This is a genomic window from Acrocarpospora phusangensis (assembly GCF_016862995.1).
Classification (GTDB): Bacteria; Actinomycetota; Actinomycetes; order Streptosporangiales; family Streptosporangiaceae; genus Acrocarpospora; species Acrocarpospora phusangensis.
The window spans coordinates 23,957-48,473 of record NZ_BOOA01000044.1; the positions used below are offsets into that span (position 1 = coordinate 23,957).

The 24,517-nt window shown below is 70.6% G+C and carries 24 protein-coding genes; 10 read left to right on the forward strand and 14 right to left on the reverse strand.

Annotated elements, in window-relative coordinates; translation table 11 throughout:
• Positions 1 to 197: 197 nt before the first annotated feature.
• The 3 genes from Aph01nite_RS24820 to Aph01nite_RS24830 are packed head-to-tail and all read right to left on the reverse strand — an operon-like array spanning position 198 to position 3,132.
• Positions 198 to 1,166: a phosphotransferase gene (locus Aph01nite_RS24820; protein WP_204043381.1), complete on the reverse strand. Its 969-nt coding sequence runs from the start codon at positions 1,164 to 1,166 to the stop codon at positions 198 to 200.
• Between the two features lie 2 nt (positions 1,167 to 1,168).
• Positions 1,169 to 2,350, reverse strand: coding sequence for an MFS transporter (locus tag Aph01nite_RS24825; RefSeq protein WP_204043382.1), 1,182 nt, complete (start codon positions 2,348 to 2,350; stop codon positions 1,169 to 1,171).
• A 23-nt stretch (positions 2,351 to 2,373) separates the two neighbouring features.
• Positions 2,374 to 3,132, reverse strand: a complete 759-nt coding sequence (locus Aph01nite_RS24830; RefSeq protein WP_239161941.1) for a DeoR/GlpR family DNA-binding transcription regulator — start codon at positions 3,130 to 3,132, stop codon at positions 2,374 to 2,376.
• 73 nt (positions 3,133 to 3,205) lie between these two features.
• Here Aph01nite_RS24830 and Aph01nite_RS24835 point away from each other — a divergent pair, with 73 nt between their 5' ends.
• The 3 genes from Aph01nite_RS24835 to Aph01nite_RS24845 are packed head-to-tail and all read left to right on the forward strand — an operon-like array spanning position 3,206 to position 5,579.
• Entirely contained in the window at positions 3,206 to 4,174 is a 969-nt protein-coding gene (locus Aph01nite_RS24835) for a helix-turn-helix transcriptional regulator (RefSeq protein ID WP_204043383.1), read from the forward strand.
• Positions 4,175 to 4,215: 41 nt separating this feature from the next.
• On the forward strand, positions 4,216 to 4,839 hold the full coding sequence (locus Aph01nite_RS24840; RefSeq protein ID WP_239161942.1) for a LysE family translocator: 624 nt from the start codon (positions 4,216 to 4,218) through the stop codon (positions 4,837 to 4,839).
• Positions 4,836 to 5,579, forward strand: a complete 744-nt coding sequence (locus Aph01nite_RS24845) for an alpha/beta fold hydrolase (RefSeq protein ID WP_204043384.1) — start codon at positions 4,836 to 4,838, stop codon at positions 5,577 to 5,579. Before Aph01nite_RS24840 ends, Aph01nite_RS24845 begins: the two co-directional genes overlap by 4 nt.
• A 133-nt stretch (positions 5,580 to 5,712) precedes the next feature.
• Here the strand turns inward: Aph01nite_RS24845 and Aph01nite_RS24850 are convergent, their stop codons facing one another.
• A complete protein-coding gene (locus Aph01nite_RS24850; RefSeq protein WP_204043385.1) occupies positions 5,713 to 6,687 on the reverse strand; it encodes an aldo/keto reductase in 975 nt (324 codons plus the stop codon).
• Between Aph01nite_RS24850 and Aph01nite_RS24855 the strand changes: the two genes are divergently transcribed.
• A complete protein-coding gene (locus Aph01nite_RS24855) occupies positions 6,686 to 7,342 on the forward strand; it encodes a pyridoxamine 5'-phosphate oxidase family protein (RefSeq protein ID WP_239161943.1) in 657 nt (218 codons plus the stop codon). The genes Aph01nite_RS24850 and Aph01nite_RS24855 overlap by 2 nt on opposite strands.
• Before the next feature lie 584 nt (positions 7,343 to 7,926).
• On the opposite strand, the gene Aph01nite_RS24860 is transcribed toward Aph01nite_RS24855, so the two are convergent.
• The 3 genes from Aph01nite_RS24860 to Aph01nite_RS24870 form a co-directional block, all read right to left on the reverse strand.
• Positions 7,927 to 8,700: an SDR family NAD(P)-dependent oxidoreductase gene (locus Aph01nite_RS24860; RefSeq protein ID WP_204043386.1), complete on the reverse strand. Its 774-nt coding sequence runs from the start codon at positions 8,698 to 8,700 to the stop codon at positions 7,927 to 7,929.
• Positions 8,701 to 8,908: 208 nt separating this feature from the next.
• Complete coding sequence (locus Aph01nite_RS24865; RefSeq protein ID WP_204043387.1) at positions 8,909 to 9,346, reverse strand: hypothetical protein; 438 nt, start codon at positions 9,344 to 9,346, stop codon at positions 8,909 to 8,911.
• A 100-nt stretch (positions 9,347 to 9,446) separates the two neighbouring features.
• Positions 9,447 to 9,983 (reverse strand): MarR family winged helix-turn-helix transcriptional regulator, encoded by a 537-nt coding sequence (locus tag Aph01nite_RS24870; RefSeq protein WP_239161944.1) that lies wholly within the window; start codon positions 9,981 to 9,983, stop codon positions 9,447 to 9,449.
• Between the two features lie 122 nt (positions 9,984 to 10,105).
• On the opposite strand from Aph01nite_RS24870, the gene Aph01nite_RS24875 reads away from it, so the two are divergent.
• The 3 genes from Aph01nite_RS24875 (at position 10,106) to Aph01nite_RS24885 (ending at position 15,974) form a co-directional block, all read left to right on the forward strand.
• The gene (locus Aph01nite_RS24875; RefSeq protein ID WP_204043388.1) at positions 10,106 to 13,324 is read left to right on the forward strand and encodes an efflux RND transporter permease subunit; all 3,219 of its coding nucleotides are present in this window, start codon (positions 10,106 to 10,108) and stop codon (positions 13,322 to 13,324) included.
• A 163-nt stretch (positions 13,325 to 13,487) separates the two neighbouring features.
• A complete protein-coding gene (gene purB / locus Aph01nite_RS24880) occupies positions 13,488 to 14,909 on the forward strand; it encodes an adenylosuccinate lyase (protein WP_204043389.1) in 1,422 nt (473 codons plus the stop codon).
• A 60-nt stretch (positions 14,910 to 14,969) separates the two neighbouring features.
• Positions 14,970 to 15,974 carry a DUF4037 domain-containing protein gene (locus tag Aph01nite_RS24885; protein ID WP_204043390.1) on the forward strand — a complete coding sequence of 335 codons (1,005 nt, stop codon included), beginning with the start codon at positions 14,970 to 14,972 and terminating at the stop codon, positions 15,972 to 15,974.
• A 3-nt stretch (positions 15,975 to 15,977) separates the two neighbouring features.
• Here Aph01nite_RS24885 and Aph01nite_RS24890 read toward each other — a convergent pair whose 3' ends face one another.
• From Aph01nite_RS24890 to Aph01nite_RS24910, 5 genes are read right to left on the reverse strand one after another with little or no spacing between them, the layout of a single operon-like run.
• The gene (locus tag Aph01nite_RS24890) at positions 15,978 to 17,117 is read right to left on the reverse strand and encodes an alpha/beta hydrolase family protein (RefSeq protein ID WP_204043391.1); all 1,140 of its coding nucleotides are present in this window, start codon (positions 17,115 to 17,117) and stop codon (positions 15,978 to 15,980) included.
• Between the two features lie 13 nt (positions 17,118 to 17,130).
• Positions 17,131 to 18,555, reverse strand: coding sequence for a S41 family peptidase (locus Aph01nite_RS24895; protein WP_239161945.1), 1,425 nt, complete (start codon positions 18,553 to 18,555; stop codon positions 17,131 to 17,133).
• Positions 18,552 to 19,604 carry an ABC-2 membrane transporter-related protein gene (locus Aph01nite_RS24900; protein WP_204043392.1) on the reverse strand — a complete coding sequence of 351 codons (1,053 nt, stop codon included), beginning with the start codon at positions 19,602 to 19,604 and terminating at the stop codon, positions 18,552 to 18,554. Before Aph01nite_RS24900 ends, Aph01nite_RS24895 begins: the two co-directional genes overlap by 4 nt.
• On the reverse strand, positions 19,601 to 20,491 hold the full coding sequence (locus Aph01nite_RS24905; protein WP_204043393.1) for an ABC transporter ATP-binding protein: 891 nt from the start codon (positions 20,489 to 20,491) through the stop codon (positions 19,601 to 19,603). Before Aph01nite_RS24905 ends, Aph01nite_RS24900 begins: the two co-directional genes overlap by 4 nt.
• Positions 20,488 to 20,892, reverse strand: coding sequence for a GntR family transcriptional regulator (locus Aph01nite_RS24910; RefSeq protein WP_204043394.1), 405 nt, complete (start codon positions 20,890 to 20,892; stop codon positions 20,488 to 20,490). The genes Aph01nite_RS24905 and Aph01nite_RS24910 overlap by 4 nt, the downstream gene beginning before the upstream one ends.
• A 127-nt stretch (positions 20,893 to 21,019) precedes the next feature.
• On the opposite strand from Aph01nite_RS24910, the gene Aph01nite_RS24915 reads away from it, so the two are divergent.
• Genes Aph01nite_RS24915 through Aph01nite_RS24925 form a run of 3 tightly spaced genes read left to right on the forward strand, consistent with a single transcriptional unit; the run spans position 21,020 to position 22,946 of the window.
• Positions 21,020 to 21,379, forward strand: coding sequence for a GntR family transcriptional regulator (locus Aph01nite_RS24915; RefSeq protein ID WP_204043395.1), 360 nt, complete (start codon positions 21,020 to 21,022; stop codon positions 21,377 to 21,379).
• The gene (locus Aph01nite_RS24920) at positions 21,376 to 22,242 is read left to right on the forward strand and encodes an ATP-binding cassette domain-containing protein (RefSeq protein ID WP_204043396.1); all 867 of its coding nucleotides are present in this window, start codon (positions 21,376 to 21,378) and stop codon (positions 22,240 to 22,242) included. The genes Aph01nite_RS24915 and Aph01nite_RS24920 overlap by 4 nt, the downstream gene beginning before the upstream one ends.
• Positions 22,239 to 22,946 (forward strand): hypothetical protein, encoded by a 708-nt coding sequence (locus Aph01nite_RS24925; RefSeq protein WP_204043397.1) that lies wholly within the window; start codon positions 22,239 to 22,241, stop codon positions 22,944 to 22,946. The genes Aph01nite_RS24920 and Aph01nite_RS24925 overlap by 4 nt, the downstream gene beginning before the upstream one ends.
• Here the strand turns inward: Aph01nite_RS24925 and Aph01nite_RS24930 are convergent.
• Together Aph01nite_RS24930 and Aph01nite_RS24935 are read right to left on the reverse strand one after the other, a co-directional pair.
• The gene (locus Aph01nite_RS24930; RefSeq protein WP_204043398.1) at positions 22,915 to 23,652 is read right to left on the reverse strand and encodes an HAD family hydrolase; all 738 of its coding nucleotides are present in this window, start codon (positions 23,650 to 23,652) and stop codon (positions 22,915 to 22,917) included. The genes Aph01nite_RS24925 and Aph01nite_RS24930 overlap by 32 nt on opposite strands.
• Before the next feature lie 73 nt (positions 23,653 to 23,725).
• On the reverse strand, positions 23,726 to 24,487 hold the full coding sequence (locus Aph01nite_RS24935; protein WP_204043399.1) for a MerR family transcriptional regulator: 762 nt from the start codon (positions 24,485 to 24,487) through the stop codon (positions 23,726 to 23,728).
• Positions 24,488 to 24,517 lie beyond the last annotated feature (30 nt).

Below are 24,517 nucleotides of genomic sequence, written 5' to 3' on the forward strand. Positions count from 1 at the left end.
GGATCTTGGCCGCGTAGGCCCGAGGCCCTGCCATGTCCGGACGTCCGCATCATCCGTACGTACGCGCCAGTAAAAGCAACGGCCACCGCTGTGATCATTCAGGTGTGCTGGAACTGAAGATCATGCGGTGGCCGCGCCTGCGCCCGGCGATGCCACTACCAGCGACGACAACTCAGAGATCAGTAGATGCGGCTGCCCTACCAGGGCTGGTCGAGGTAGCCGAGGAGGATGCGCCAGGACTCGGCGTCGTCGCGGGTGCCGGTGTGGGGGGCGCGGAAGCCGGCGACGCAGATGGCCAGGTCGGTGAGGGTCCAGCGGATCTGGTAGAGCTCCATCACGGCGGGGTCGGGGGTGACGCCGGTCGCGGTGGCGTACGCGGTGAGGATGGAGCCGTCGCCGGGGTCGAGCGCCCACAGGTCGCGTTCCGGCGGGGCGAGCAGGGCGGTCTCCCAGTCGATGAGCACGAAGCCGTCCGCCGTGCGCATGGTGTTGCCCGGGTGGGGTTCGCCGTGGGTGAGGACGGCCGGCCGGGTCCGCGCCCGCCGGGCCAGTTCGTCGTAGCGGGCGAGCATGCCGGTCACCCTGGCCGCGTTCGCGGTCATCAGCCGGGCGGCCGGCCGGGCGTACGGGCCGACGTCCTCGGCGTCGGGGGAGAGCAGCGACGCTTCGAGCTGGTCGCGGTGGAGGAGGGCGAAGTCGTCGGCGCGCGCCTGGACGGGCGCGCCGTGCAGCGACACCAGCAGGCCGAGTACGGCCCGCCGGTGCTCGGGCGTGGGGAACTCCCCCCAGGCGAAACTCTCACCGTCGATGTACGGGTAGAGGGCCAGGCCGTACCGGGGGGTGAGGCGGATCAATGGGCGTCCGTCGCGGGCGGGGAGCGGGGCCGCGGCGAAGTGGTGGCCCTGGTCGTGGAGGGCGCGGGCGGCGGCCAGCGCCGAGGCCAGCCGCCCGAACGGCTCGTCCAGCGGCTCGTCCCGGGAACGCCGTTTCTGCTCCAGGTCGTCGACGGTGGCGAACCAGCGGCCGTCCCCGTCGCCCCGGACCTCCCAGTGGTGGCTGCCGAAGCCGACCGGACGGTAGACGAGCGACCCGGCCTCGACGCCCCAGCCGCGGCCGATCTCCGCCGCCAGCGTCGTGGCGGGGAGATCCTCCGGCGGCGTGAACACGGTTACCCGCGGGCCGGGCGCAGCGCGGGGGCGGCCGCGGCGACGAACAGGGCCATGATCGCGGGGATGGCGAGCGCGATGGGCTTGCCGGTGAGCTCGGCGACCGCGCCGATCAGGACCGGGCCGGCCAGCAGGCCCGCGTAGCCGATGCTCGCGACCCTGGCCAGCGCCCGGCCGGACTGGGCGGGGTCCCGGTGGCCGGCGGCGGAGAACACCTGCGGGATGATACAGGACAGACCCGCGCCGAACAGGCCGAAGCCGATGACCCCGGCGACCTGGTGACCGATCAGCAGGGTGACCAGCAGGCCGACTCCGGCCAGCGCGCCGCAGCACCGTACCAGCAGGACCGGGCCGAGGCGGGCGGTCAGCCGGTCCCCGGCGAGACGCCCCGCCGTCATCATGATCGAGAAGGCCGCGTATCCGGTCGCGCCGACCGCCTCGGCGGCGTGCAGGTCCTCCACCAGGTAGACCGAGCTCCAGTCGGCCGCCGCGCCCTCGCCGACCAGGCAGCAGAAGGCCAGCACGCCCAGGAACAGCACCCACCCGGCCAGTGAGCGCCCCGGCGTCGCCGCCGCTTCGGCGGTGACGGGCTGCCGGCTCTGGTCGTACGCGTCAGGCAGCGCCCACCGCAGGCACAGGAACGCGACCACGGTGGTCACCGCGGCGACCGAGCCGAAGGTCACCGGCACGCTCGCGCCGGCGTGCGCGAACAGGCCGCCGGTGCCCGCGCCGAGGAAACCGCCGATGCTGAAGACGGCGTGGAACGAGGACATGATCGGTTTGGCGTAGGCGCGTTCCACGACGACCGCGTTGGCGTTCATCGACACGTCCAGCACGCCGTGCACGATGCCGAAGGTGAACATGGAGGCGGCCAGCGCGGGCAGGTTCGGCGCGAACGCGGGCAGGGCCAGGGCGGCGCCCTGCAGCAGGCCGACGGGGATCATGACGCGGCGGCTGCCGTACCGGTCGATGAGGCGGCCGACGGCCTGCATGCCGGCGATGGCGCCGCCGGCGATGCCGAGCAGGGCGATGCTGAGCTCGCCGTCGCTGAGGGACAGGCCGTCCTTGATGGCGGGGATGCGGGAGGTCCAGGTGCCCAGCGCGACTCCGGCGATCAGGAACAGTCCGTACACGGCGAGGCGGGCGTGGAGCAGCGTGGTGCGGGGAGGGGCGGTGGTTGTCATGGTTGTCGACTCCGGGGGAGGGGTCAGGTGACGCGGACGGTGACGCCCGCGCCCGTGAGCGCGTCGTGCTGGTCGGAGGGGATCCCGATGTCGGTGACCACGACGTCGAGCTTGTCGTAGGAGCAGACCGCGCCGAACGCGGTCCGGGTGAACTTGCCCGAGTCGCAGGCGACGATGACGCGCCGGGCCGAGGCGATGGCGGCCTGTTTGACCGCGACGTCCTCCAGGTCGTGGGCGGTGACCCCGTGCTCGGCCGACATGCCGCAGCAGCCGATCACGGCGGTGTCGAAGCGGAGCGAGCGCAGCGAGGCCTCGGTGAGCGGGCCGGTGAAGTTGAGCTCGCCGGGCCGGACCTCGCCGCCCGGGAGCACCAGTTTGATCCGCGGCGCGGTGGCCAGTTCGTCGGCGCAGCGCAGCGCCAGCGGTAACACCGTCAGCCGCCGGTCGTGCACGATCCTGGCCACCTCCAGGGTGGTGGTGCCGCCGTCCAGCACGATCGCCTCGCCGTCGGCCAGCAGGGCGGCCACCTCGGCGGCGATCCTGCGCTTGGCGTCGACGGCTTCCCGTTCCCGTACGCCGAAGGGGGGTTCCTCGCCGCGCAGCAGCAGGCTGAGGGCGCCGCCGCGGACCCGCCGCACCACGCCCTGCTGGGCGAGTTCGTCCAAATCGCGGCGGATGGTCATCTCGGACACGCCGTACCGGCCGGCGAGTTCGGCGACGGACACGCTGTCGCTCGCGCGGAGCGCGTTCATGATGGCCCTGATCCGGTCTGCACCTTCCATGTGTGCATTTGAACATGAGCCATGTTCGGAAGGCAAACTGAATCTACAATGTAAAGGTGGCAGACTGGGTGCCATGCGCGCCAGCCGGTTGCTGTCCCTCCTCCTTCTCCTGCAGACGAGGGGGCGCATGACGGCGGCCGAACTGTCGGCGGAACTGGAGGTGTCGATCCGGACCGTCTACCGGGACATGGAGGCGCTGTCGGCGGCCGGAGTGCCCGTTTACGCGGATCGGGGGCCCGCCGGAGGCTACCAGCTGCTGGACGGGTACCGGACCAGGCTGACCGGGCTGACCGCGGCGGAGGCGTCGTCGTTGTTCCTGGCGGGGCTGCCGGGGCCGGCGGCCGAGCTCGGGCTGGGGGAGGTGGCGGCGGCGGCCGAGCTGAAAGTGCTGGCGGCGCTGCCGCCGGAGCCGCGCTCGCGGGCGGCCATGATGCGTGAACGTTTCCATCTGGACGTGCCGGGGTGGTACCGGGGGAGTGACGAGGCGCCGTTCCTGGCCGAGGTGGCCGAGGCGGTGTGGGAGCAGCGCCCGCTGCGCATGCGCTACCAGCGCTGGGGCCGGCAGGTGGTCGAGCGCGACATCCACCCCTACGGCCTCATCCTGAAGGGCGGCTCCTGGTACCTAGCCGCCGAAACATCCGGAGATTTCCGGACTTATCGTGTTGCGCGCATTCTGGGGGTGGAGCCGCTCGCCGGCCGGTTCGACCGCCGGGACGACTTCGACCTGGCCGAGTTCTGGTCCCGGTTCGCCGCCGACTTCGCCGCCCGCATGTACACCGGCACCGCGCTCATCCGCCTCGACCCCGGCTACCTGGGCCTGCTCCGCTACACCTTCGGCAACGACGTCATCGACAAGGCCGTCGCCTCCGCCGAGACCGGCCCCGACGGCTGGCTGCGCCTCACCGTCCCCGTCGAGTCGGTACGGCACGCCCCCTGGCAGTTCCTCCGGCTCGGCTCCGCCCTCGAAGTGCTCGGACCGCCCGAACTGCGCGAACGCATGGCCGAGGCGGCCGAGGAGCTGGCCGGGATGTACCGGGATTAAATGCGTTGCCGTCACCCGGCCGGGATGGCGACGATGACGGCGTGCTCTTCCTCGCCTTCCTCGGCTCCTGCCTGCTGCTCGCCATGATCCCCGGCGTCAGCACGGCGGTCATCGTGCGCCAGACGCTCCGCGAGGGGCGAGCGTCGGGCCTGGCCGCCACGCTCGGCAACGAGACCGGGATCTTCCTGTGGGCGATGGCCGCGGTCTTCGGCCTGTCCGCGCTGGTGCTGGCCTCCGAGGCCGCGTACGGCACGCTCAAGATCGTCGGCGCGGGGGTGCTGGTGGCGATGGGCGCCCAGTCGATCTGGCACGCCCGCCGTGCCACGCCGCTCCCCGGCCTCGGCCCGGCGCCCGCGGGCACGCCGTCCAGGCGGCGGTCGTACGCGCTCGGCCTGGCCACCTGCGGCGCCAACCCGAAGGCCGCCGTCTTCGCCATGTCCTTCCTCCCGCAGTTCGTCCCGGCGGGCGCCAACGTACCCGTCACTTTGGCCCTGCTTGCTGCGGTTTGGGTGGTCGTGGACCTTTTCTGGTACGTTGCGCTGATCTGGACGGTTGGTAAGGCGCACGCCGTGTTCTCCCGCTCGTCGGTACGCCGCCGGCTGGAGCAGATCTCCGGCGCCGTACTGATCGGCCTCGGCATACGACTGGTGGTGGAGTCACGATGAGCGTCTGGTTCGAAGAGGCCGGAACCGGCCGGGCCGTGGTGCTCCTGCACTCCACGGCCGCCGACGCACGCATGTGGGACGAGGTGTGGGAACCCCTCGCAGCGCGCTTCCGCGTGATCCGCCTGGATTTCCGCGGGTACGGCAGGAGCCCGCTGGTGGCGGACAAGCCGTACTCCAACGCCGGCGACGTGGCTGACCTGCTCGACCGGCTCGGCGTCGCGACCGCGGCGGTGGTGGGGTCCTCCGGCGGCGGCCGGGTCGCGCTGGAACTGGCGACCGTCCGCCCCGACCTCGTGTCGGAACTGGTGCTGATCGCCGCGGCGGCCGGCCTGCCGCCGTCCCCCGAGCTGGCGGCGTTCGGCGACGAGGAGGACCGGCTGCTCGAAGCGGGAGACGTCACCGGCGCGGCCGAACTCAACGCCCGCACGTGGCTCGGCCCCGACGCCGACGAGCGGGCCCACGCCAAACTCGTCGAAATGCAACGCAACGCCTTCGAGATCCAGCTGGCCGCCGACCCCGAGCCCGAGGTGACCCGCCCCGAGGTCGATCTGACCGCGATCACCGCGCCCGCCCTGGTCGTGATCGGCGGCCAGGACCTGGCCGACTTCGCCACCACCGGCAGACACCTGGTCGCCGAAATGCCCTCCGCGACCCTCCTCGAACTCCCGTGGGCAGGCCACCTACCCGCCATGGAACGCCCCGCCGAAATCGCCACCCTGCTCATCGACCGCTTGGGCTGATCTCCCGCGCCGAGGTCAGGGGGACATTCCGCGTTTGCGGTCCTTTCGCGCAACGTAGGTGCCGCTTCTCGCAGCACCGGCGTCAAGGATCAGCCGGGCGGTTCATTCGCCTGGGCGGTATCAATCCCGGGGGTCAGCGGTTGACGGAGGACATGCCGCCCTCGTCGTAGCGTTCGCCTGCGACGGCGGATGCCAGTTTGGCGAGTCTTTCGAGTTCGTCCTCGGTGAGGGTGAGTTCGGTGGCGGCGGTGTTCTGTTCGAGGTACTTCACGCGCTTGGTGCCGGGGATGGGAACGACGTCTTCGCCTTGGGCGAGGACCCAGGCCAGGGCGACCTGGGCGCCTGTCGCGTTTCTGGCTTCGGCGAGTTGGGTGATCTCCGCTACCAGGGCCTGGTTGGCCTCTAGGTTGCCGTCGCGCCAGCGGGGGTTGTTGCGGCGGAAGTCGTTTGGTGCCAGTTGATCCACGTTGCGGTACGCGCCGGTGAGGATGCCGCGGCCGAGTGGGCTGTAGGCCACCAGGCCGATGCCGAGTTCGCGCAGGGTGGGGAGGAGTTCGGCTTCGATGCCGCGCGAGAACAGGGAGTATTCGTACTGGCCTGCGGCGACCGGGTGGACGGCGTGGGCGCGGCGTACGGTCTGGGGTGCGGCTTCGGAGATGCCGAGGTGGCGGACCTTGCCGGCTTCGACGAGTTCTTTGAGGGCTCCCCAGGTGTCCTCGATCGGGACCGAGGGGTCGACGCGGTGCTGGTAGTAGAGGTCGATGTGGTCGACGGCGAGGCGCTGGAGGGAGGCGTCGACGGCGCGGCGTACGTAGTCGGGGTGGCCGTTGACGCCGACGCGGGTGCCGTCGGGGCGGCGTTCGATGCCGAACTTGGTGGCGAGCACGACCTGGTCGCGGCGGCCGGCGATGGCCTTGCCGACGAGTTGCTCGTTGGTGAAGGGGCCGTACATGTCGGCGGTGTCGAGCATGGTGATGCCCAGGTCGAGGGCGCGGTGGATGGTGGCCACGGACTCGTTCTCGTCGCCGGGGCCGTAGAAATCGCTCATGCCCATGCAGCCGAGGCCGAGTTCGGATGAACGCAGGGCACCCAGGGTGTGCTGCTTCATGTACTCCTCCGTCCGGTGGTCTAGAGGTCTGTTTCAGTCTTCAGGTTGGAGCGCACACCAGGTCAAATTAATCTACATTGTAAAGTCGGGCTCTCCGGGATTTCGAAATATCCGGGGCAAGATCAAAAGCCTCACCGAGTCCGGCCGCGCGATTTTGTCGGTGGCGGCGGGCACGATGGGGGGCATGGCTTCATGGCAGGAGATCGAGAGCGAGGCTCCCGAGTTCGCCGCTCGCGTGCTGGCGGCGATGGGGGCGGGCAAACACAAGACGATGGCGACTCTGCGCAAGGACGGGTCGCCTCGGATCAGCGGCACCGAGTTGGAGTTCAAGAACAACGAGGTGTGGCTGGGGTCGATGCTGGGTGCGATGAAGGCCCTGGACCTGAGACGTGATCCGCGGGTGGCGCTGCACAGCCCGTCCGTCGATCCCGATTCGGAGAACCCGAGCGACTGGCCCGGTGAAGCCAAACTCTCCGGGCTCGCCGTGGAGATCACCGACCCGGCGGACTTGGAGGCGTATGGCGCTCCACCCGGCGAATTCCATCTCTTCCGGCTCGACATCAGGGAGGCCGTGTTCACCCGAGTCGACGGCGATCACCTCGTCATCGAGAGCTGGGCTCAGGGCCGTGGTCTCCGTGAAATCCGCCGCAAGTAGCCGCCGGTCGTGTTCCGCCGGGCGGTGACCGGGTCGGTGCGCAGGTGGCCTCCGAGCGTTGTGGGCGATGCTCGGCGGGTGCGCTGTGGCGGGCCCGGCCACAGCTGTGAGCGAAATTATCGGCACAGGCTTCTCTGCCCATGTGATGACGGACGGGCTCTTGGAGGCTTCCGAGTTCCAGGGCTCGCGAGTCGGCGGCGACGAGGCATCCTCCCGGGATTCTCAAGACTGGCCGTTCAGATGTCCCCGTTGTCTGCGGGGGCCGGGGACATCTGAGCGGCCAGCCAGAGCCCGCCACGCTCAGCGCCGCGCACAGGCAGCCCCGAGACTCTCCCATCGGCCGCTCCCGCCGGACCACCTTCCCCAACGGTCCGCACTGGGGCGACCGATGGGAGGCCTGGCATCTCTGAAGGCCCCGCCGAGGGGTCCTCGGGTGGCGCGGTCGAGCCCGGGGAGCGGGACGGCTCCTTGCGCGCGTGGGCGGCTCGGGAACCTGTCGGGTAACTTCGCGCTCGTCACCGACGGCTCCTTGCGCGTGTGAACGGCGCCGTCGAGGAGCCGCGGAGAGCTGCAAATGTTCGGGGTCAGGTGGCGGAGAAGCCGCCGTCGACGCAGAGGGTCTGGCCGGTGATGTACGCGGAGGCGGGGGAGGCCAGCAGGATGGCGATGCCGGCGAAGTCCGCAGGGAGGCCGTTGCGGCCGGTCATGGTACGGGCGGCGAGGGCTTCGACGCGGCCGGGGATGGCCTGGGCGGCTTCGGTGAGCGGGGTGAGGACGAAGCCCGGGATGAGGGTGTTGCTGGTGACGCCGTGCGGAGTCCACGCTTCGGCCTGGGAGCGGGTCAGGCCGCAGATGCCGGCTTTGGCGAGGCCGTACGCGCCGCTGTCGCCGAAGGCGCGGATGGACTGCTGGGAGCCGATGTTGATGATCCGGCCCCAGCCGCGGGCGGCCATGCGCGGCCCGTAGTGCTGTCCGAGCAGGTAGGGCGCGGTGAGGTTGACGGCGATGGTCTGCTCGTAGTCGTCGAGGGTGAGTTCGGTCATCGGGCGGCGGATGTTGTTGGCGGCGTCGTTGACGAGGATGTCGATGTCGCCGAAGAAGTTCGCCGCCTGCTCGGTGACCTGGGCGACCGCGGCCCGGTCACCGAGATCGGCGCTGATGGTGGCGACGCGCACGCCGTGCCCGGCCAGCCCTGCGGCGGCCTCCGCCAGCTGCTTCTCACGCCGCGCCACCAGCACGACGGCCGCCCCGGCCCGCCCGAGCGCCTCGGCGATGCCATATCCGATACCGGAGCTGCCCCCGGTAACAAGGGCGACCCGCCCCGCGAGCGAAAACAGACCCGAAAGGTAAGACGACATAGCCGGTTACCGTATCATCCCATCTTTGCTGAGACTAGGGGAGCGGGGACCAGCGCGACCTCGCCACCCTGCAAGTCGTACGCTCCCAACTCCTGGACGACGTCGCCTACGTACGGATGACCGGATTCGCCAACCGCGCGTGATCTGTTAAGACCCTGGCAGGAACGTCAGCGGGGTCTGGCGCACTTCGGTCGCGGAAGCAGCGGAATTACAGGCGTTCGGTGGGAATCGTGATGAAGCCCAGGAACTCGACGCCGCATCGGGCCACGCTCTCTCCGTCGAACCCGTCTCCCCGGGTGTCCGCCTCGAACAGCCTCTCCAGGCAGGGCAGGTCATTTTCGGAGATCAGGCCGTAGTAGTGCCGGAACGTTAATCCATGCGCCCGCGAATACGCTATCGACCTTTTCGGCTGGTACCAGCAACCGTCGGAGTCGGGAAGGATCCGATGATTCCTTCCCCACGAGTATCGCCCCGTACCCGGATTTTGCTCGGGGGTGCTGTCAACGGTAGAAGGGTCCGACCAGCCGAACGGATACAGCAGCCGCCCTGCCGGAATACGTCCGGAAAGTTGCCCGGAGACTTCCAGGAAAACGAATGGCGCGCCGCCCTGCCGCCCACTGCCGACGTTGTATTCGACGAAGTTCATCCGAACCCCGGGATTGGCCAGCTCAGTGTACGCATCGCGCACCACCGCGCCGCCCAGCCGATGACATGCCCTGCCCGACGGGTTAGCGGGCTGCCATGAGTCAGCGCGGGGACGGGGGATGGAGTTCGGACATCACCTCGACGAGGCGGCGCATGACGCGTTCGAGGTCGCGGAGGGTGTCGAGGTCCAGGTGGGCCAGGAGGTCGCGCCAGGTGGCGGCGCCCGCGTCGAGGATCTGGGTGCTGAGGTCGCGGCCGGCCGGGGTGAGTTCGACGCGGCGGACGCGGCGGTCGGAGGGGTCCTCGTGGCGGGAGGCGAGGCCCTGGGCGACGACGCGGTCGACGATGCCGGTGATGGTGCCGAGGCCGATGCCGAGTTCGCGGGCCAGGTCCTGGCCGGAGGCGGAGCCGAGGAAGGACAGGGTCATGACGACTTTGAGCTGCTGCATCGTCAGGTTGGAGGCCAGCAGGGGGAGGGATCGGTCCCGGGCGAAGAAGCGGCCCATGCCATGCTGGAGTTCGCCCAGCCGCTCAAGCAGCCGCTGCCGTTCCTCCTTCACGTCGGCGGCCGAATCGATGTCGGATGCGCCGACCCCGCCGGGGGTCAGGTCCGGTGTCTTGCCTGTCTCGTCGCTCACGCTCACCTCTCGCAACCTGAGAAGGTTATCAGGAAAGCCACGTGACCTTAAATATTCGTACAAGGCGAAGTGTTAGGGTTGGGCGAACAAAATCCCGCGTCATCCTGAGGAGTGCTGCCCCCATGACGTCCCTGGCCAGGCTGAGCCTCGCCAACCGCAGTCTCGTCATCATGATTGCGGTGGTGCTGAGTGCGTTCGGCGCGTTCGCCATCCCGTCGCTGAAACAACAGCTTTTCCCCTCCCTGGAGTTCCCGGGGGCGTTCGTGATCGCGGCCTACCCGGGCGCCTCTCCGGAGATCGTCGAGGAGCAGGTCACCAAGCCGATCGAGAACAGCTTCCAGGGTGTCGCGGGCGTGACCGAGATCACCTCGACGTCGCGGGAGGGCATGGCGCAGATCCAGGTCGCCTTCGAGTTCGGCACCGACATCGACGAGTCCGTCGGCAAGATGCAGCAGTCGATCGCCAGGATCGACGCGCAGCTTCCCGCGAGCGTCGATCCGCAGGTGGTGGCGGGCAGCACCGACGACCTGCCGGTCATGGTCATCGCGGTCAGCGACGGTGGCGACCAGCACGGCACCCTGGACCGCCTGGATCGGATCATGGTCCCGGCCGTGCAGGCCGTCACGGGCGTGCGGGAGGCGGAGGTCACGGGGGCCCGCGAGAAGCAGGTCGTGATCACCCCGGACGCCAAGGAGCTGGCGAAGCTGGGGCTCTCCCCGGCGGCCGTCCCGGAATTGCTGCGCGCCAACGGCGTGGCGATCCCGGCGGGGTCGCTGGTCGAGGAGGGCAAGAACCTCACCGTGCAGATCGGCGACCGGATCGAGGACGTCGATGACCTGAAGGCCCTCTACCTGGCCCCCGCGCCGCAGGCCGCGGGCACCGCGGGACAGGCCCGGCCGGGCGCGACCGCGGGACGCGCTCCGGCTGGGGCTGCGGGAGCGCGGCCGGTGGTGGCGCCGAAGCCGCCCAAGCCGGTGACGCTCGGCTCGGTCGCCGACATCGAGGTCAAGGACGTCGCCGCCTCGACGATCACCCGCACGAACGGCAAGCCGAGCCTGGGCGTCTCGGTCACGATGGCGCCGGACGGCAACGCGGTGCAGATCTCGCACGACGTACGGGAGCTGATTCCCGGCCTGCGTGAGGACCTCGGCGCGGGCGCGGAGCTGACCGTGGTGTTCGACCAGGCGCCGTACGTGGAGCGGTCGATCGAGGACCTGACGACCGAGGGCCTGCTGGGCCTCACGTTCGCGGTTCTGATCATCCTGGTGTTCCTGCTGTCGGTGCGGTCCACGATCGTGACGGCGGTGTCGATCCCGCTGTCGGTGGTGATCGCGCTGATCGCCCTGTGGGCGGGGGACTACTCGCTGAACCTGCTGACCCTGGGCGCGCTGACGATCGCGGTCGGCCGGGTGGTGGACGACTCGATCGTGGTGCTGGAGAACATCAAGCGCCACCTCGGGTACGGCGAGGAGAAACGTTCCGCGATCCTCTCCTCCGTGCGCGAGGTCGCCGGCGCGGTGACCGCCTCGACGCTGACCACGGTCGCGGTGTTCCTGCCGATCTCGTTCGTGGGCGGCATGGTGGGCCAGCTGTTCAGCCCGTTCGCGATCACGGTGACGGTGGCGCTGCTGGCCTCGTTGCTGGTGTCGCTGACGGTGATCCCGGTGCTGGCGTACTGGTTCCTGAAGGCGCCGAAGCTCTCGGCCGAGCAGGCGAAGGCGGTGCGGGAGGAGGCCGAGCGCAAGGAGCTGCGCTCGCCGCTGCAGCGCATGTATCTGCCGGTGCTGCGGTTCGCGACCAAGCGCCGCCTGGTCACCCTGCTGATCGGCCTGGTGGTGTTCGCGGGGACGATGGCGCTGGCGCCGAACCTGCGCACCAACTTCCTGGACTCCTCCGGCCAGGACACCATCCAGATGTCGCAGCGTTTGCCGGTCGGCACCAACCTGGAGACGACCGACGCGGCGGCGGCGAAGGTCGAGGCCGTGCTGGCGGGCATGCCGGAGATCGCCTCCTACCAGGTGAACGTGGGCGGCGGCGGCCAGTTCATGGGCGGCGCGGGCGGCAGCGCGGACCGGGCGTCGTACTCGGTGACGGTGGCCGAGGACGTGGACACCCCGGCGCTGGAGGCGAAGCTGCGGGAGCGGCTGTCGTCGCTGGACGCCGGCGAGGTCGTGATCGGCGGGGGCGGCGGCGGGTTCCGCTCCGACCAGCTGCAGGTGATCCTGCAGGGCGCCGACAACGAGCAGCTGAAGTCGGCCGCCGGCACGGTGGCCGCCGCGCTGGCGGGTACGGCCGGGCTGCGGGACGTCTCCTCCAACCTGGAGGAGTCGGGGCAGCGGGTGGAAGTGCACGTGGACCGGGAGAAGGCGGCCGAGCACGGCCTGACCGAGGCGGGCATCGGCCAGCTGGTGGCGCAGGCGTTCCGCGGCGCCCCGGTCGGCTCGGTGGACCTGGACGGCCGTTCCAGCGACATCGTCCTGCGTACGGGTGACGCCCCGGCGACGCTGACCGAGGTGCGGGACCTGGCGCTGCCGACGGCGGCCGGCCCGATCAAGCTGTCGACGGTCGCCGAGGTCGACAAGGCGGGCGGCCCGACCCAGATCAGCCGCCTGGACGGCGAGCGCACCGCCACCGTGTCGGGTACGGCCGACGCGAGCGACCTGGGCGCGATCACCACGGCGGTCACCGAGAAGCTGAAGGGCGTCACGCTGCCGGCCGGGGTGAGCTACCAGATCGGCGGCGCCAGCGCCGACCAGGAGGAGGCGTTCGCGGACCTGGGCATGGCGATGCTGCTGGCCGTGGCCATCGTCTTCATGATCATGGTGGCGACGTTCCGCAGCTTCGTGCAGCCGCTGATCCTGCTGGTGTCGATCCCGTTCGCGGCGACGGGCGCGATCGGGCTGCTGCTGCTCACCGACACCGCGCTGGGCGTGCCGGCGCTGATCGGCATGCTGATGCTGATCGGCATCGTGGTGACGAACGCGATCGTCCTGATCGACCTGATCAACCAGTACCGGGAGCAGGGCTACGGCGTGGTGGAGGCGGTGCTGGAGGGCGGCCGCCGCCGGGTCCGGCCGATCCTGATGACGGCGCTGGCCACGATCGGCGCGCTGACGCCGATGGCGGTGGGGCTGACCGGGTCGGGCGGGTTCATCTCGCAGGCGCTGGCGATCGTGGTGATCGGCGGCCTGGTGTCCTCGACGCTGCTGACGCTGGTGCTGGTGCCGACGCTGTACACGATGGTCGAGCGCACCAAGGAGCGGTTCCACCGCAAGCCGGGCGGCCACGAGGCTCCGAAGGTGAAGGTGTACGAGGAGGAGGCCCTGGCCCCCACCCACTAGGAGCGGCAGGAAAGACCGCGTGACCGATCGCGGGTCACGCGGTCTTTCCACATACTAGATCTACTTTGTAAAGCTGGTGGCGCGGTGAAAAATCCCGTCACAGAAAATCCAAACCCGCGGCCGGGGTGAGGCTCGCGGCGGGTGGCCGATAGGCTGGGGCAACGTGACCAAGCCGCGTATCCCCAATGTCCTGGCCGCTCGTTACGCCTCTGCGGAGCTGGCCGATCTGTGGTCGCCGGTTCACAAGGTGGTGCTGGAACGCCGCCTGTGGCTGGCCGTGCTGAAGGCCCAGGCCGATCTCGGGGTGGATGTGCCCGCCGAGGCGATCGCCGCGTACGAGAAGGTCGTCGACCAGGTGGATCTGGCGTCGATCGCGGAGCGGGAGCGGGTGACCCGGCACGATGTGAAGGCGCGGATCGAGGAGTTCAGCGCGCTGGCGGGTCATGAGCAGGTGCACAAGGGCATGACGTCCCGGGACCTGACCGAGAACGTGGAGCAGTTGCAGATCCGCGACAGCCTGCTGCTGGTGCGGGACCGGGTGGTGGCGATGCTGGCGCGGCTGGGCCGGCTGTCGGCGCGGTACGCGGACACGGTGATGGCGGGCCGTTCCCACAACGTGGCGGCGCAGGCGACGACCATGGGCAAACGTTTCGCGTCGGCGGCGGACGAGTTGCTGGTGGCGTACGCGCGGCTGGAGGATCTGATCGCCCGGTATCCGCTGCGCGGGATCAAGGGCCCGGTCGGGACGTCGCAGGACATGCTGGATCTGCTGGGGGCGGACCGGCTTGCGGAGCTGGAGGACCGGGTCGCGGCGCATCTGGGTTTCGCGGAGCGGTTCACGAGTGTGGGCCAGGTGTATCCGCGTTCGCTGGACTATGACGTGGTGACGACGCTGGTGCAGCTGGCGGCTGCGCCGTCGTCGCTGGCGAAGACGATCCGGTTGATGGCCGGGCAGGAGCTGGTGACGGAGGGGTTCCGGGAGGGGCAGGTCGGGTCGTCGGCGATGCCGCACAAGATGAACACGCGGTCCAGTGAGCGGGTGAACGGGCTCATGGTGGTGCTGCGTGGGTATGCGGCGATGGTGGGGGAGCTGGCGGGGGATCAGTGGAATGAGGGTGATGTGTCGTGTTCGGTGGTGCGGCGGGTGGCGTTGCCGGACGCGTTCTTCGCCTTTGACGGCCTGTCGGAGACGATGCTGACGGTGCTGGATGAGTTCGGGGTGTTCCCGGCTGTGGTGGAGGCGGAGCTGGAGCGGTATCTGCCGTTCCTGGCGACGACGAAGATGCTGATGGCGGCGGTGCGGGCGGGTGTGGGCCGGGAGTCGGCGCATGAGCTGATCAAGGAGCACGCGGTGGCGGCGGCGCTGGCGATGCGGGAGGGCGGTTCGGGCAACGACGTGCTGGACCGGCTGGCGGGTGATCCGCGGTTCCCGCTGGACCGGGCGGCGCTGGAGGCGTTGCTGGCGGATCGGCTGTCGTTCACGGGTGCGGCGGCGGGGCAGGTGGCCGCGGTGGTGGCGCGGGTGGAGCGGGTGGCGGAGGCGCATCCGGCCGCGGCGGCGTACGTGCCGGGGGCGATTCTCTGATGAGGTCGTGGGCGCGGAAAACCAGGTGAGTCTTCCGGGGGGAAGAGGCACATTGGTGGGATGATGTCCAGTTTCGTGCCGGGTCTTGAGTTGTCGCGGGCGTTCTATCGGGAGGTCGTGGAGCCGCTGCTGGGTGGGGTGGCTCATGGGGCGGCGCTGGTCGGGCCGGGGTCGGAGGTGCTGGGGTTCGACACGGCCCGGTCGGCTGATCACGACTGGGGTCCGCGGGTGCTGGTGTTCGTGGCGCCGGGGATGGTGGAGGGCGTTCGGGAGTCGGTGTGGTCGCGGCTTCCGCCGGAGTTCGGGGGTTATCCGGTGCTGCCTCCGGGGGTGGAGGTGGCGGAGTTCGGGCCGTGGGCGCGGGCGCTGCTGGGGTTCGATCCGCGGGGTGTGGTGACGGTGGAGGATTGGCGGTCGGCGCCGTGGCAGCGCCTGGCGGAGGTGACGTCGGGGGAGGTCTTCCATGATGGGTTGGGGGAGCTTGCGGCGGCGCGGGATGGGTTGCGCTGGTATCCGCCGGATGTGTGGCGGTATGTGCTGGCGTGTCAGTGGGTGCGGATCGCGCAGGAGGAGGCGTTTCCGGGCCGGGCGGCCGAGGTGGGGGATGATCTGGGGTCGCTGTTGTCGACGGGCCGGCTGGTGCGGGATCTGATGCGGTTGTCGTTGCTGATGCGGCGGCGGTATCCGCCGTACGGGAAGTGGCTGGGGAGTGCTTTCAAACGGTTGAGCGGGTCGGCGGAGCTGGGGGAGGCGTTGGGCGGGGCGTTGCGGGCGGGGGATTGGCGGGAGCGGGAGGAGTTGCTGTGTGTGGCGTACCGGCGGGTGGCGGGGGTGCAGAACCGGCTGGGGTTGTGTGATCAGGTGGACGGTTCGGTGCGGCCGTATTTCGCGCGGCCGTTCCGGGTGATCGGGGGGATGCGGTTCGCGGAGGCGTTGATGGCGTCGGTGTCGGATCCGGCGGTGCGGGCGTTGCCGCCGGTGGGGACGGTGGATCAGTTCTCGGACAGTACGGACGCGCTGATGCGTTCGGATCGGGCGCGGTCGCTGGCGGCGGCGGTGCGGTGAGGGTCACGGGCTGGGGAACGTGGCTTCGGGGTGGCTCGGTGACGGTTTGTCGAGGAGGGGTTGCGGCTTCGATTTGAGGTGCCGGTCGAGGAAGGCGGCCACGTAGGTGCGGGTGAGTTCGGCGGTGCGGGCGGCGGGCAGGATGCCGGTGGGGATCTTGACGCCGAGGGCGCCGGACACCAGCGGGCCGTCGGTGAAGGACTGGTGTTCGGTGCCGGTCAGGACGAGCCAGCGTTTCCATCCGGTCAGGAGCTTCCAGTCGCGGTCCCAGGAGTTGTCGCGTCCGCCGGGTGCGTGTTCCGGGGTGCCGATGAACATGAACGGCCGGGTGAATCCGGTTGTGGGGATGCGGGCGTAGGTGGTGCCGTCCATGTTGACTCCGGCGCGTACGCGGGGGTCGTGCAGCATGGCGGCCATGGCGCTGGCTCCGCCGATGGACTGGCCGGCCATGGCGATCCGGGAGGGGTCGATCAGGCCGGAGCCGTCCCAGGCCGTGGTGAGGTGGTCGAGGACGAAGGAGACGTCGGCGGCGCGGCTGCGTACGACTCCGGTGCCGAAGCCGGGGTCGGTGTCGCTGTCGCAGGCGAGGCATTCGGCGATGCGCCCGTCGGTGAGGGTGGTGGCGTGGCTCTCGTAGGGGTGGTCGATCCCGGCCACGACGTACCCTCGGCTGGCGAGGTCTTCGGCCAGGGAGGTGAGGGTGCTCATCGGCTTGGTGAAGCCGGGGGAGAGCACCACCAGCGGCCGGTTCCCGCCCGCGGGTTCTGCGTCCTGGACGGCGTTGGTGGTGGTTCTGCTGAGCATGTCGTACGGCGCGGAGGTGACGCCGAGTCCTTTCAGGGTGAGCTCGGACTCTTTCGCCGTCATGTACGGCGCCCGCCTCCCGTCGCCTCGTCCGGCCGGGTACCAGAGTGTGACCTTGAGTTCTCTGGCGTCGGCGTCGAGGTTCCACGGATCGGCGCGGGAGGTGTCCTTCAGGTGGAGGGCGGTGGTGCCGACCGGGTGGGGGCCGGTGGGGGCGGGCAGCGTGGCGGGGGCCGGCGTCGCCGTGGGGGCGGCGGCGGACCGGGGTGGTGTGGGCGCGGAGCAGGCGGGCACGGCGAGGACGGCCAGTCCCGCGGCGACGGCCAGGATCTGTCTCATCGGGAGGGTCCGTTCACGTGTGCAGCAGGGCGAGGGCTTTGGCCAGGGCGGGGTCGCGTCCGGCGGCGGCGTCCCGCGGGGTCAGGGGGACGTGGTGGTCGGGCGGCACGCCGATCTTGTCGATCATTTGGCGGTTGGGCCCGAGGTGGTGTCTGGCGGGGAAGCTCAGCAGGGTGTTGTCGGCGAGCAGGTACGGCCGTGCCGGTCCGGAGATGACTCCGGCGGTCCTGGTGCCGACGAGCAGGCCGAGGCGCAGGTCTTTGACGGCGGAGCTGACGTGTTCGCACGCCGACGCGCAGCCGCGGTCGGTGAGTACGGCGAGGGGCAGGTTGAGCAGGTCGACGGTGTCGTCGGTCCAGTCGGTGGCGCAGGTGCCGTCCGCGTCGCACTGGTGGGCGGTGGCCTTGCCGTGGGTGAACGCGCTGAGCAGCCGGATGGCCTCGACGGGGCTGCCGCCGCCGTTGCCGCGCAGGTCGAGCACGACGCCGGCGAGGGTCCGGCCGGTGCGCATCCTTGTGATCGCCTTGAGGGCGCGGTTGGCGGAGTCGGGGGCGAATCCGGTCATCCGTACGTAGGCGACGTCGTCCAGGAGTTGGGAGCGTACGACTTGCAGGGTGGCGAGGTCGCGCTGGTAGAGGCCGGGTTCGAGGGTGGTGGTCCAGCGGCGGCCGGTGGTCTGGCGCAGCAGCGTCAGCCGTACGGGGCGGGCTTGGGGGTAGCGCGGGTAGAGGGCGGCGATGGCGGGGGTGGCCCGGCCGTCGATGAAGGGCGCGGAGCCGTTGACGGATTCGATGATGTCGCCGGGGCGCAGTCCGGCTGCCCGGGCCGCGCCGCCTTCGATGCCGGTGACGAACAGCGGGGGGAGTGCGGTGCCGGGGTTGCCGTCCAGTTGGGGGCCGTTGACGTTGGCCTGGAGGCCGAGGCCGTACCCGTCGCCGTCGTAGTAGTCGGGTGGGCGGGTGAGGTCGTGGATCCAGCGGGCGTGGTTGTCGCCGAGGGCGGCCACGATGGCTTCGAGGGTGGTTTCGGCGAGGGTGTCGCGCAGGCCGGGCACCTGGTCGGTGGTGTCGCGGTAGGCGGTTTCGAACGCGGCCCAGTCGGCTTTCCGGTCTCCGGTCAGGGCGGGCATGACGGCTTCGGGTACGTCGCGTCCGTTGCGGTTGAGTTCCTGGGTGAGTGCGGTGAATCCGGCGGTGAGCAGGGCGCGGGCGTCCAGGGTGGCGCCGCTGTAGTAGTTGCCGAGGATGCAGTGGTAGGCCTGTTCGATCACGTCGATCGTGGTGGCCGTCTCGGCCGCGGGGGGTGCGTGGGGTGGCGCGCACGCGGCGCTGGGGGTCGTCGCCTGGCCGCGCGGCGGGGTCGGCGCCGCGCAGGCCGCGGCGAGGAGCAGGGCGAGTCCGGCGGCGGCGGTCCTGATGGCGGTCCTGATGGCGGTCACGAGAGGCGTCTCCTGATCCACCAGAAGCAGAACCCCGTGAGCGCGGCGGTGAGCAGGGCGTAGATGCCGGTCTCGATCCACTGGAAGGGCCAGAAGCGTTCGAGAGGGTGGTAGGTCGCCTGCTGCCGGTAGCCGAGCTGGTTGATCTCCACCCAGCACGCGTCGAGGTTGGGCGGTCCGCCTTGCGGCGCGCAGGGTCCCGAGGTTCCGGAGACGGGGACGGGCGCTTCCTCGCCCATGCCGGCGATCACGCGTCCGGACGGGTCGGTCAGCTCGCTGGTCAGGACCCAGGCTCCGGCGTCGCCGGGTACGGCGGCTTTCGTGGCGATCTGCACGTCTCCGCCTCCGTGGTCCTGGATGGTGAAGCCCCCCACGTTGGCGTGGCCGAGTTCGAAGGTCGCGGTGACGGGCGGCATGAGGTGGGGGCGGACCAGCAGCGGCATGGCGAGCTGGACGGCGGCGAAGACGGCCAGGGTGAGCGCCATGGCGGGCAGGGTGCGGCGGACGAGCATGCCGACGGTGACGCCGAGGACGAACGCGAAGGCCGCGTACCCCATGGAGACGGTGCCGCGCGCGCCGAACACGAGGGGGGCCATCTGGGCCAGTTCGGGGACGGCCGACCTGTCCAGGGGCTGGGACCACCAGGTGGCGGCGAGGCCGCACACGCAGGCGGCGGCGACGGCCGTCAGGCCGGTGAGGGCGAGCTTGACCGCCAGCCAGCGGCCGCGGGTGATGCTCTGGTTCCACACCAGCAGGTGGGTGCCCGCTTCCAGTTCGCGGCTGATCAGCGGCGCGCCCCAGAAGAGGCCGGTGAGGGCGGGCAGGGCCAGTACGGCGAAGCTGACGGCGACGAAGGCGAGCTGGTTCTCGCCGAAGAACTGGTCGAAGAAGCGTGTGCAGGCGTCGCCGGAGGTGCAGCCGGCGATTCCGGTGGCGTACTGGGCGGCCAGGCCGGGGCCGGTCAGGGCGAGCACGGCGGTGAGGGTGAGGAGCGCGGCGGCTGTCATGAGGGCCGAGCCGCGGAACTGGCGCCAGGTGAGCCAGATCATCGCTGTACCTCCAGGTCGAGCCGCCGGTCGCCGTTGGGGCGCCGGTCCATGTAGGCGAGGACGAGGTCTTCGAGGTTGAGCTGGGTGACCAGCCAGGCGGGGTCGTGGATGGGGGCGTCGGTGCGGATGACGTACGTGCTCTGCCGGTCGGTGTGGCTGGCGGAGATCACGTGCTGGTCGGCGGGGAGGCGGGCGGGGTCGCGGCGGGGGCCGGTGAGGCGGTGGTGGGTGGCGAGGAGCCGGTCGACCTCTCCGGCGACGCGGACGCGGGAGTCGGTGAGGACGATCAGGTAGTCGCAGACGCGTTCGAGGTCGGAGACCAGGTGTGAGGAGAGGACGACGCTGAACTCGTGGGCGACGGTGGCCTCCATGAGCGCCTGGAGGAATTCGCGGCGGGCCAGCGGGTCGAGGGAGGCGACGGGTTCGTCGAGGATCAGCAGGTCGGGGCGTTTGGCGAGGCCGAGGGTGAGGGCGAGCTGGGCGCGTTCGCCGCCGGACAGCCTCCCGGCCCGGTGGTTGGGGGCCAGGCCCAGGCGGGTGAGGCGTTCCCGGGCCATGGCGGCGTCCCAGCGGGGGTTGAGGCGTGCGCCGAGTTTCAGGTGGTCGGCGACGGTCAGTCCGGCGTAGACGGGGGTGTCCTGGGCGACGAATCCGACTTTGGCCAGTTGGGCGGGAGTGGCGGCCGGGGAGCCGCCGAGGACGCTGATGGTGCCGGCGGTGGGTTCGAGCTGGCCGGTGGCGAGTTTGAGCAGGGTGGTCTTGCCGGCGCCGTTGGGGCCGACCAGGCCGACGACGTGGCCGGCGGGGATGTCGAGGGCGCAGTCGCGCAGCGCCCAGCGTTTGCCGTACCGCTTGCCCAGGTCCTGGGTCTGTAAGACGGGTGTCACGCTATGTCCTCCTCGGCGGCGGTGCGAAAGGTGGTCATGAAGAGGGCTTCGATGCTCTCGTCGTCGAGGCCGGCCCGGCGGGCTTTGGCCAGCCAGCGGCGCAGTTCCGTGCGGAGGGGGCCGTGGGCGGCCAGGGAGGCGCCGGTGAGGGTGGCGGTGGCGAAGGTGCCGACGCCGGGGCGGGCGGCGACGAGGCCTTCGTGTTCGAGTTCCCGGTAGGCCTTCAGGACGGTGTTGGCGTTGATCGCCAGTTGGGCCACGACTTCTTTGACGGTGGGCAGCTGGTCGCCCTCGCGGAGGAGGCCGAGGCGTAGCGCGTGCCGTACCTGCTGGACGAGCTGCAGGTAGGGGGCGACGCCCGACCTGCCGTCCAGGTGGAACTCGATCACCGGCAACTCCATTTATCTAGGCTCCTAGTACTTTAGATGCCTCCATGTTAAGCCATCGTAAGAAATCCCGCGGTTGACCGGGACCGGTTCATGCTTCTATGGTTCATTACTAGAGTAATGAACCAGCGAGGCGGGCCAGATGTTCGACGACCGGAGTCCGATCTACCGGCAGATCGCGGACCGCATCAAAGCCGACGTGCTGAGCGAGACCCTCAAGGGCGACGAGCAGGTCATGTCGACCAACCAGTACGCGGCCTTCTACCGGATCAACCCCGCCACGGCCGCCAAGGCGTTCCAGCAGCTCGTGGACGAGGGCGTGCTGTACAAGAAGAGAGGTATCGGCATGTTCGTGAGCCCGGACGCCCGGGACAGCCTGCGGGCGGCGCGGCGGGAGAGCTTCTTCTCCGAGGTGGTGGATCCGATGGTGGCCGAGGCGAAGGCGATCGGCATCCCCCTGGGGGAGATCGTCGGCCGGATCAACGAGCTGGGGTCGCGATGAGAGTCGAGGTGCGGGACCTGGTCCTGCGCTACGAGGACACCTTCGCCGTGGACGGCCTCAGCCTGTCCCTGGCGGAGAACAAGATCTACGGCCTGCTCGGGCGCAACGGCTCAGGCAAGTCGAGCCTGCTGTCGGTGCTGGCGGCCTTCCGCCGGCCCACCGCCGGCGAGGTGCTGATCGACGGCGCGCCCGTCTTCGAGAACGCGGCCGTGACCCGGCGGATCAGCCTGATCAGGGACGTGGGGGAGACCGTCGACGTGGGCACGGTCGAGGACGTGCTGTTCTTCGCCGAATGGCTGCGCCCCCACTGGGACGCCGCCTTCGCCGCCACCCTGCTGGAGCAGTTCTCGCTCACCCGGAAGATGTCGGTGAAGACCATGTCGAAGGGGCAGCGGTCGGCGCTGGGCGTGATCGTCGGGCTCGCCGGACGCGCGCCGCTGACCATGTTCGACGAATCCCACCTGGGCATGGACGTGCCCTCCCGCGCCGCCTTCCACGACGTGCTGCTGGCCGACTACATGGCCCACCCGCGGACGATCATCATGGCGAGCCACCTCATCGACGAGGTCAGCCCCCTGTTCGAGGAAGTCGTGATCATCGACCACGGGCAGGTGGTCGTGCACGAGGAGGCCGAGACGCTGCTGTCGCGCGGCATCGCCGTCACCGGCGCCACGGCGCCCGTGGACGCGTTCACCGCCGGCATGACCGTGCTGGGCAGCCGCGAACTCGGGCCGACCAAGTCGTGCATGGTGTACGGCGAGCTGGACGAGGCGCGGCGGCGCGAGGCCGCGGCGGCCGGCTTACAGCTGGGCCCGATCGCGATGCAGGACCTGTTCGTCCACCTGACCGGAGGTTCGCGGTGAGATTCCCCACTCGGCTGCTGGCCGCCCACCTCGCCTTCGGCGCGCTGCTGTGGGCCGGCTACGTGGTCGTGATCGCCCTGTTCACGGTGGCGGTCGCGATAATCGGAAAGGTGACCGGCAGCATCTGGGAGCTCGCCGCCCAGCTGCCGCGCATCTATGTCCTCTTCTTCGGGGTATCGCTGGTGCGGGAGTACCTGCCCATGTACGTCGCGCACGGGCAGACGCGCCGCCGCTTCGCCGAGCACGCGGCGGCCACGATCGCGGTGTTCGCGCCCTGCATGGCGGCGCTGATGGCGGTCGGCTACCTGATCGAGAACGGCTACCACGCGCTGGCGGGCTGGCCGCAGGGGCTGGAACGGCCGCACCTGTTCGAATCCACCGGCCAGGCCGGGCTGGTGTTCAGCGAGTACCTGATCGAGTTCCTGGCCTGGGCGACGGCGGGCGCGCTGATCGGCGCGGGCTTCTACCGGTGGCGGGGCGGCGGGCTGCTGCTGACGCTCCCGGCGGGGATCGCCCTGGTGCTGGTGGCGGCCGGCGCGACGGGCAGCGAACTGCGCATGCCGTTCGTGGCCAAGCTGCTGGCGTTCCGGGTGGACCTGCCGGACAGCCTGCCGGTGACGTACGCGGTCGGGCTCGGGGTGTTCCTGGCGGGACTGGCGCTGACCTGGCCGATCATCCGCGACGTGCCGCTGCGGAACCGGTGAGCACACCGGCGCCCAGGGAAGGCAGCAGGGCGGGCAGGCCGGCGAGGGTGCGGACGGCCGGCACCCCGGGCGGGGGCGCGGCGGTGCCGTACCGGTCGAGCCAGATGCCGTGCATGCCGACGCGGGTGGGGCCGATCGCGTCGAACTCGAGGTTGTCGCCGACCAGGGCGATCTCGCCGGGCGCGAGGCCGAGCTTGGCGGCGGCGGCCAGGTAGCAGCGGGGGGACGGCTTGAAGTGGCCGCCGAGCGAGTCGGGGGTCAGGACCGGGTCCAGGCGGTCCAGCAGGCCGAGCCGCCGCAGCTTGGCCTCCTGCTGGACCGGCTGCCCGTTGGTGAGCACGCCGAGGGTCAGCCCCGTGCCGGTCAGCGCCTCCACGACGCCGGCCGCGTCGGGGAAGGCCTGCCAGGCGGCCTCGTACCGGGTGAGGAACTGGCCGTAGGCCTCGTCGAGGTCGCCCGGCACCGGCAGGCCGAGGTGGTGGCAGTAGTCGCGGAGCCGGCGGCGGCGCTGCTCGCCGAAGGAGCACTCGCCCGCGTGCCAGGCGGGCAGGTGCTTGTCCTCCAGGCGCAGCCACAGGGCGGGACCCTCGGCCAGGAGCGGATGGCAGGGGGACCGCGCCGCCGTCCACGAGGTCACCGCCGCCGCGACCGCGGCGCGGTGGTCGAAGAGGGTCTCGTCCAGGTCGAAGAGGATGGCCCTGATCATGTCTGCCATCCTGGGGAACGCCTATTACAACGGCATTTCCGCGATGTGAAACCGGATATCCGGTCAGCCCCGGTCAGGCCCCGCGCTCGTCGGCGTTGGCGTGCACGGCGTCGCGGATGTAGGCGGCCAGGCCCTCGGCGACGGCCTCGTAGGTGGCGGCGAAGCGGGGGTCGGCGACGTACATGTCGGCCAGGCCGCGGTGGATGTCGTAGCCGCACGCGTAGAACCAGCGGCTGATGTGCTCGCGGTGCCGTTCGGCCAGCGCGGTCGCGCGGGCGTCGGTGGCGGGCACCCCCTCGGCCAGGCAGGCGGCGAAGCCCTCCACGACCGCGCCGCCCTCCCGCTTGAGCTCCAGCCAGTCGGCCTTGCCGTACGCGGCGGTGCGGCGGCGGCTCTCCCGGTAGGCGTCGCTGTCGCCCCAGCGGCGTTCGGCCTCCGGTTCGTGCTCCTCGGGCCGGAAGTCGCCGAACACCTCGAAGCGTTCGCCGGGGGTCAGGGAGATGCCCATCTTCTTGGCCTCCATCGCGGTTTCCACGGCGGCGAGCATGTCGCGCAGCCGGTCGATGCGGCCGCGCAGCAGCTCGTGCTGGCGCCGCAGGTGGGTGACGGGGTCCACGGCCGGGTCGTCCAGGATGGCCGTGATCTCTTCCAGGGAGAAGCCGAGCTCGCGGTAGAACAGGATCTGCTGCAGCCGGTCCAGGTCGGCCTCGGTGTAGCGGCGGTAGCCGGCGTGGCTGCGCTCCCCGGGGGTGAGCAGGCCGATCTCGTCGTAGTGGTGCAGGGTGCGTACGGTGACGGACGCGAACGCCGCGACCTGCCCGACCGTGTAGCTCATGCCCCAAGCTTGGGGTCTTCCGTTACGTGA

Excerpts from the sequence above, each read along its gene's own strand:
- Aph01nite_RS24825 (WP_204043382.1), bottom strand. The coding sequence starts at position 2,350 with ATGACAACCACCGCCCCTCCCCGCACCACGCTGCTCCACGCCCGCCTC.
- Aph01nite_RS24830 (WP_239161941.1), bottom strand. The coding sequence starts at position 3,132 with ATGGAAGGTGCAGACCGGATCAGGGCCATCATGAACGCGCTCCGCGCG.
- Aph01nite_RS24835 (WP_204043383.1), top strand. The coding sequence starts at position 3,206 with ATGCGCGCCAGCCGGTTGCTGTCCCTCCTCCTTCTCCTGCAGACGAGG.
- Aph01nite_RS24845 (WP_204043384.1), top strand. The coding sequence starts at position 4,836 with ATGAGCGTCTGGTTCGAAGAGGCCGGAACCGGCCGGGCCGTGGTGCTC.
- Aph01nite_RS24855 (WP_239161943.1), top strand. The coding sequence starts at position 6,686 with ATGTACTCCTCCGTCCGGTGGTCTAGAGGTCTGTTTCAGTCTTCAGGT.
- Aph01nite_RS24850 (WP_204043385.1), bottom strand. The coding sequence starts at position 6,687 with ATGAAGCAGCACACCCTGGGTGCCCTGCGTTCATCCGAACTCGGCCTC.
- Aph01nite_RS24860 (WP_204043386.1), bottom strand. The coding sequence starts at position 8,700 with ATGTCGTCTTACCTTTCGGGTCTGTTTTCGCTCGCGGGGCGGGTCGCC.
- Aph01nite_RS24865 (WP_204043387.1), bottom strand. The coding sequence starts at position 9,346 with ATGAACTTCGTCGAATACAACGTCGGCAGTGGGCGGCAGGGCGGCGCG.
- Aph01nite_RS24875 (WP_204043388.1), top strand. The coding sequence starts at position 10,106 with ATGACGTCCCTGGCCAGGCTGAGCCTCGCCAACCGCAGTCTCGTCATC.
- Aph01nite_RS24885 (WP_204043390.1), top strand. The coding sequence starts at position 14,970 with ATGATGTCCAGTTTCGTGCCGGGTCTTGAGTTGTCGCGGGCGTTCTAT.
- Aph01nite_RS24890 (WP_204043391.1), bottom strand. The coding sequence starts at position 17,117 with ATGAGACAGATCCTGGCCGTCGCCGCGGGACTGGCCGTCCTCGCCGTG.
- Aph01nite_RS24900 (WP_204043392.1), bottom strand. The coding sequence starts at position 19,604 with ATGATCTGGCTCACCTGGCGCCAGTTCCGCGGCTCGGCCCTCATGACA.
- Aph01nite_RS24910 (WP_204043394.1), bottom strand. The coding sequence starts at position 20,892 with ATGGAGTTGCCGGTGATCGAGTTCCACCTGGACGGCAGGTCGGGCGTC.
- Aph01nite_RS24915 (WP_204043395.1), top strand. The coding sequence starts at position 21,020 with ATGTTCGACGACCGGAGTCCGATCTACCGGCAGATCGCGGACCGCATC.
- Aph01nite_RS24920 (WP_204043396.1), top strand. The coding sequence starts at position 21,376 with ATGAGAGTCGAGGTGCGGGACCTGGTCCTGCGCTACGAGGACACCTTC.
- Aph01nite_RS24930 (WP_204043398.1), bottom strand. The coding sequence starts at position 23,652 with ATGATCAGGGCCATCCTCTTCGACCTGGACGAGACCCTCTTCGACCAC.
- Aph01nite_RS24935 (WP_204043399.1), bottom strand. The coding sequence starts at position 24,487 with ATGAGCTACACGGTCGGGCAGGTCGCGGCGTTCGCGTCCGTCACCGTA.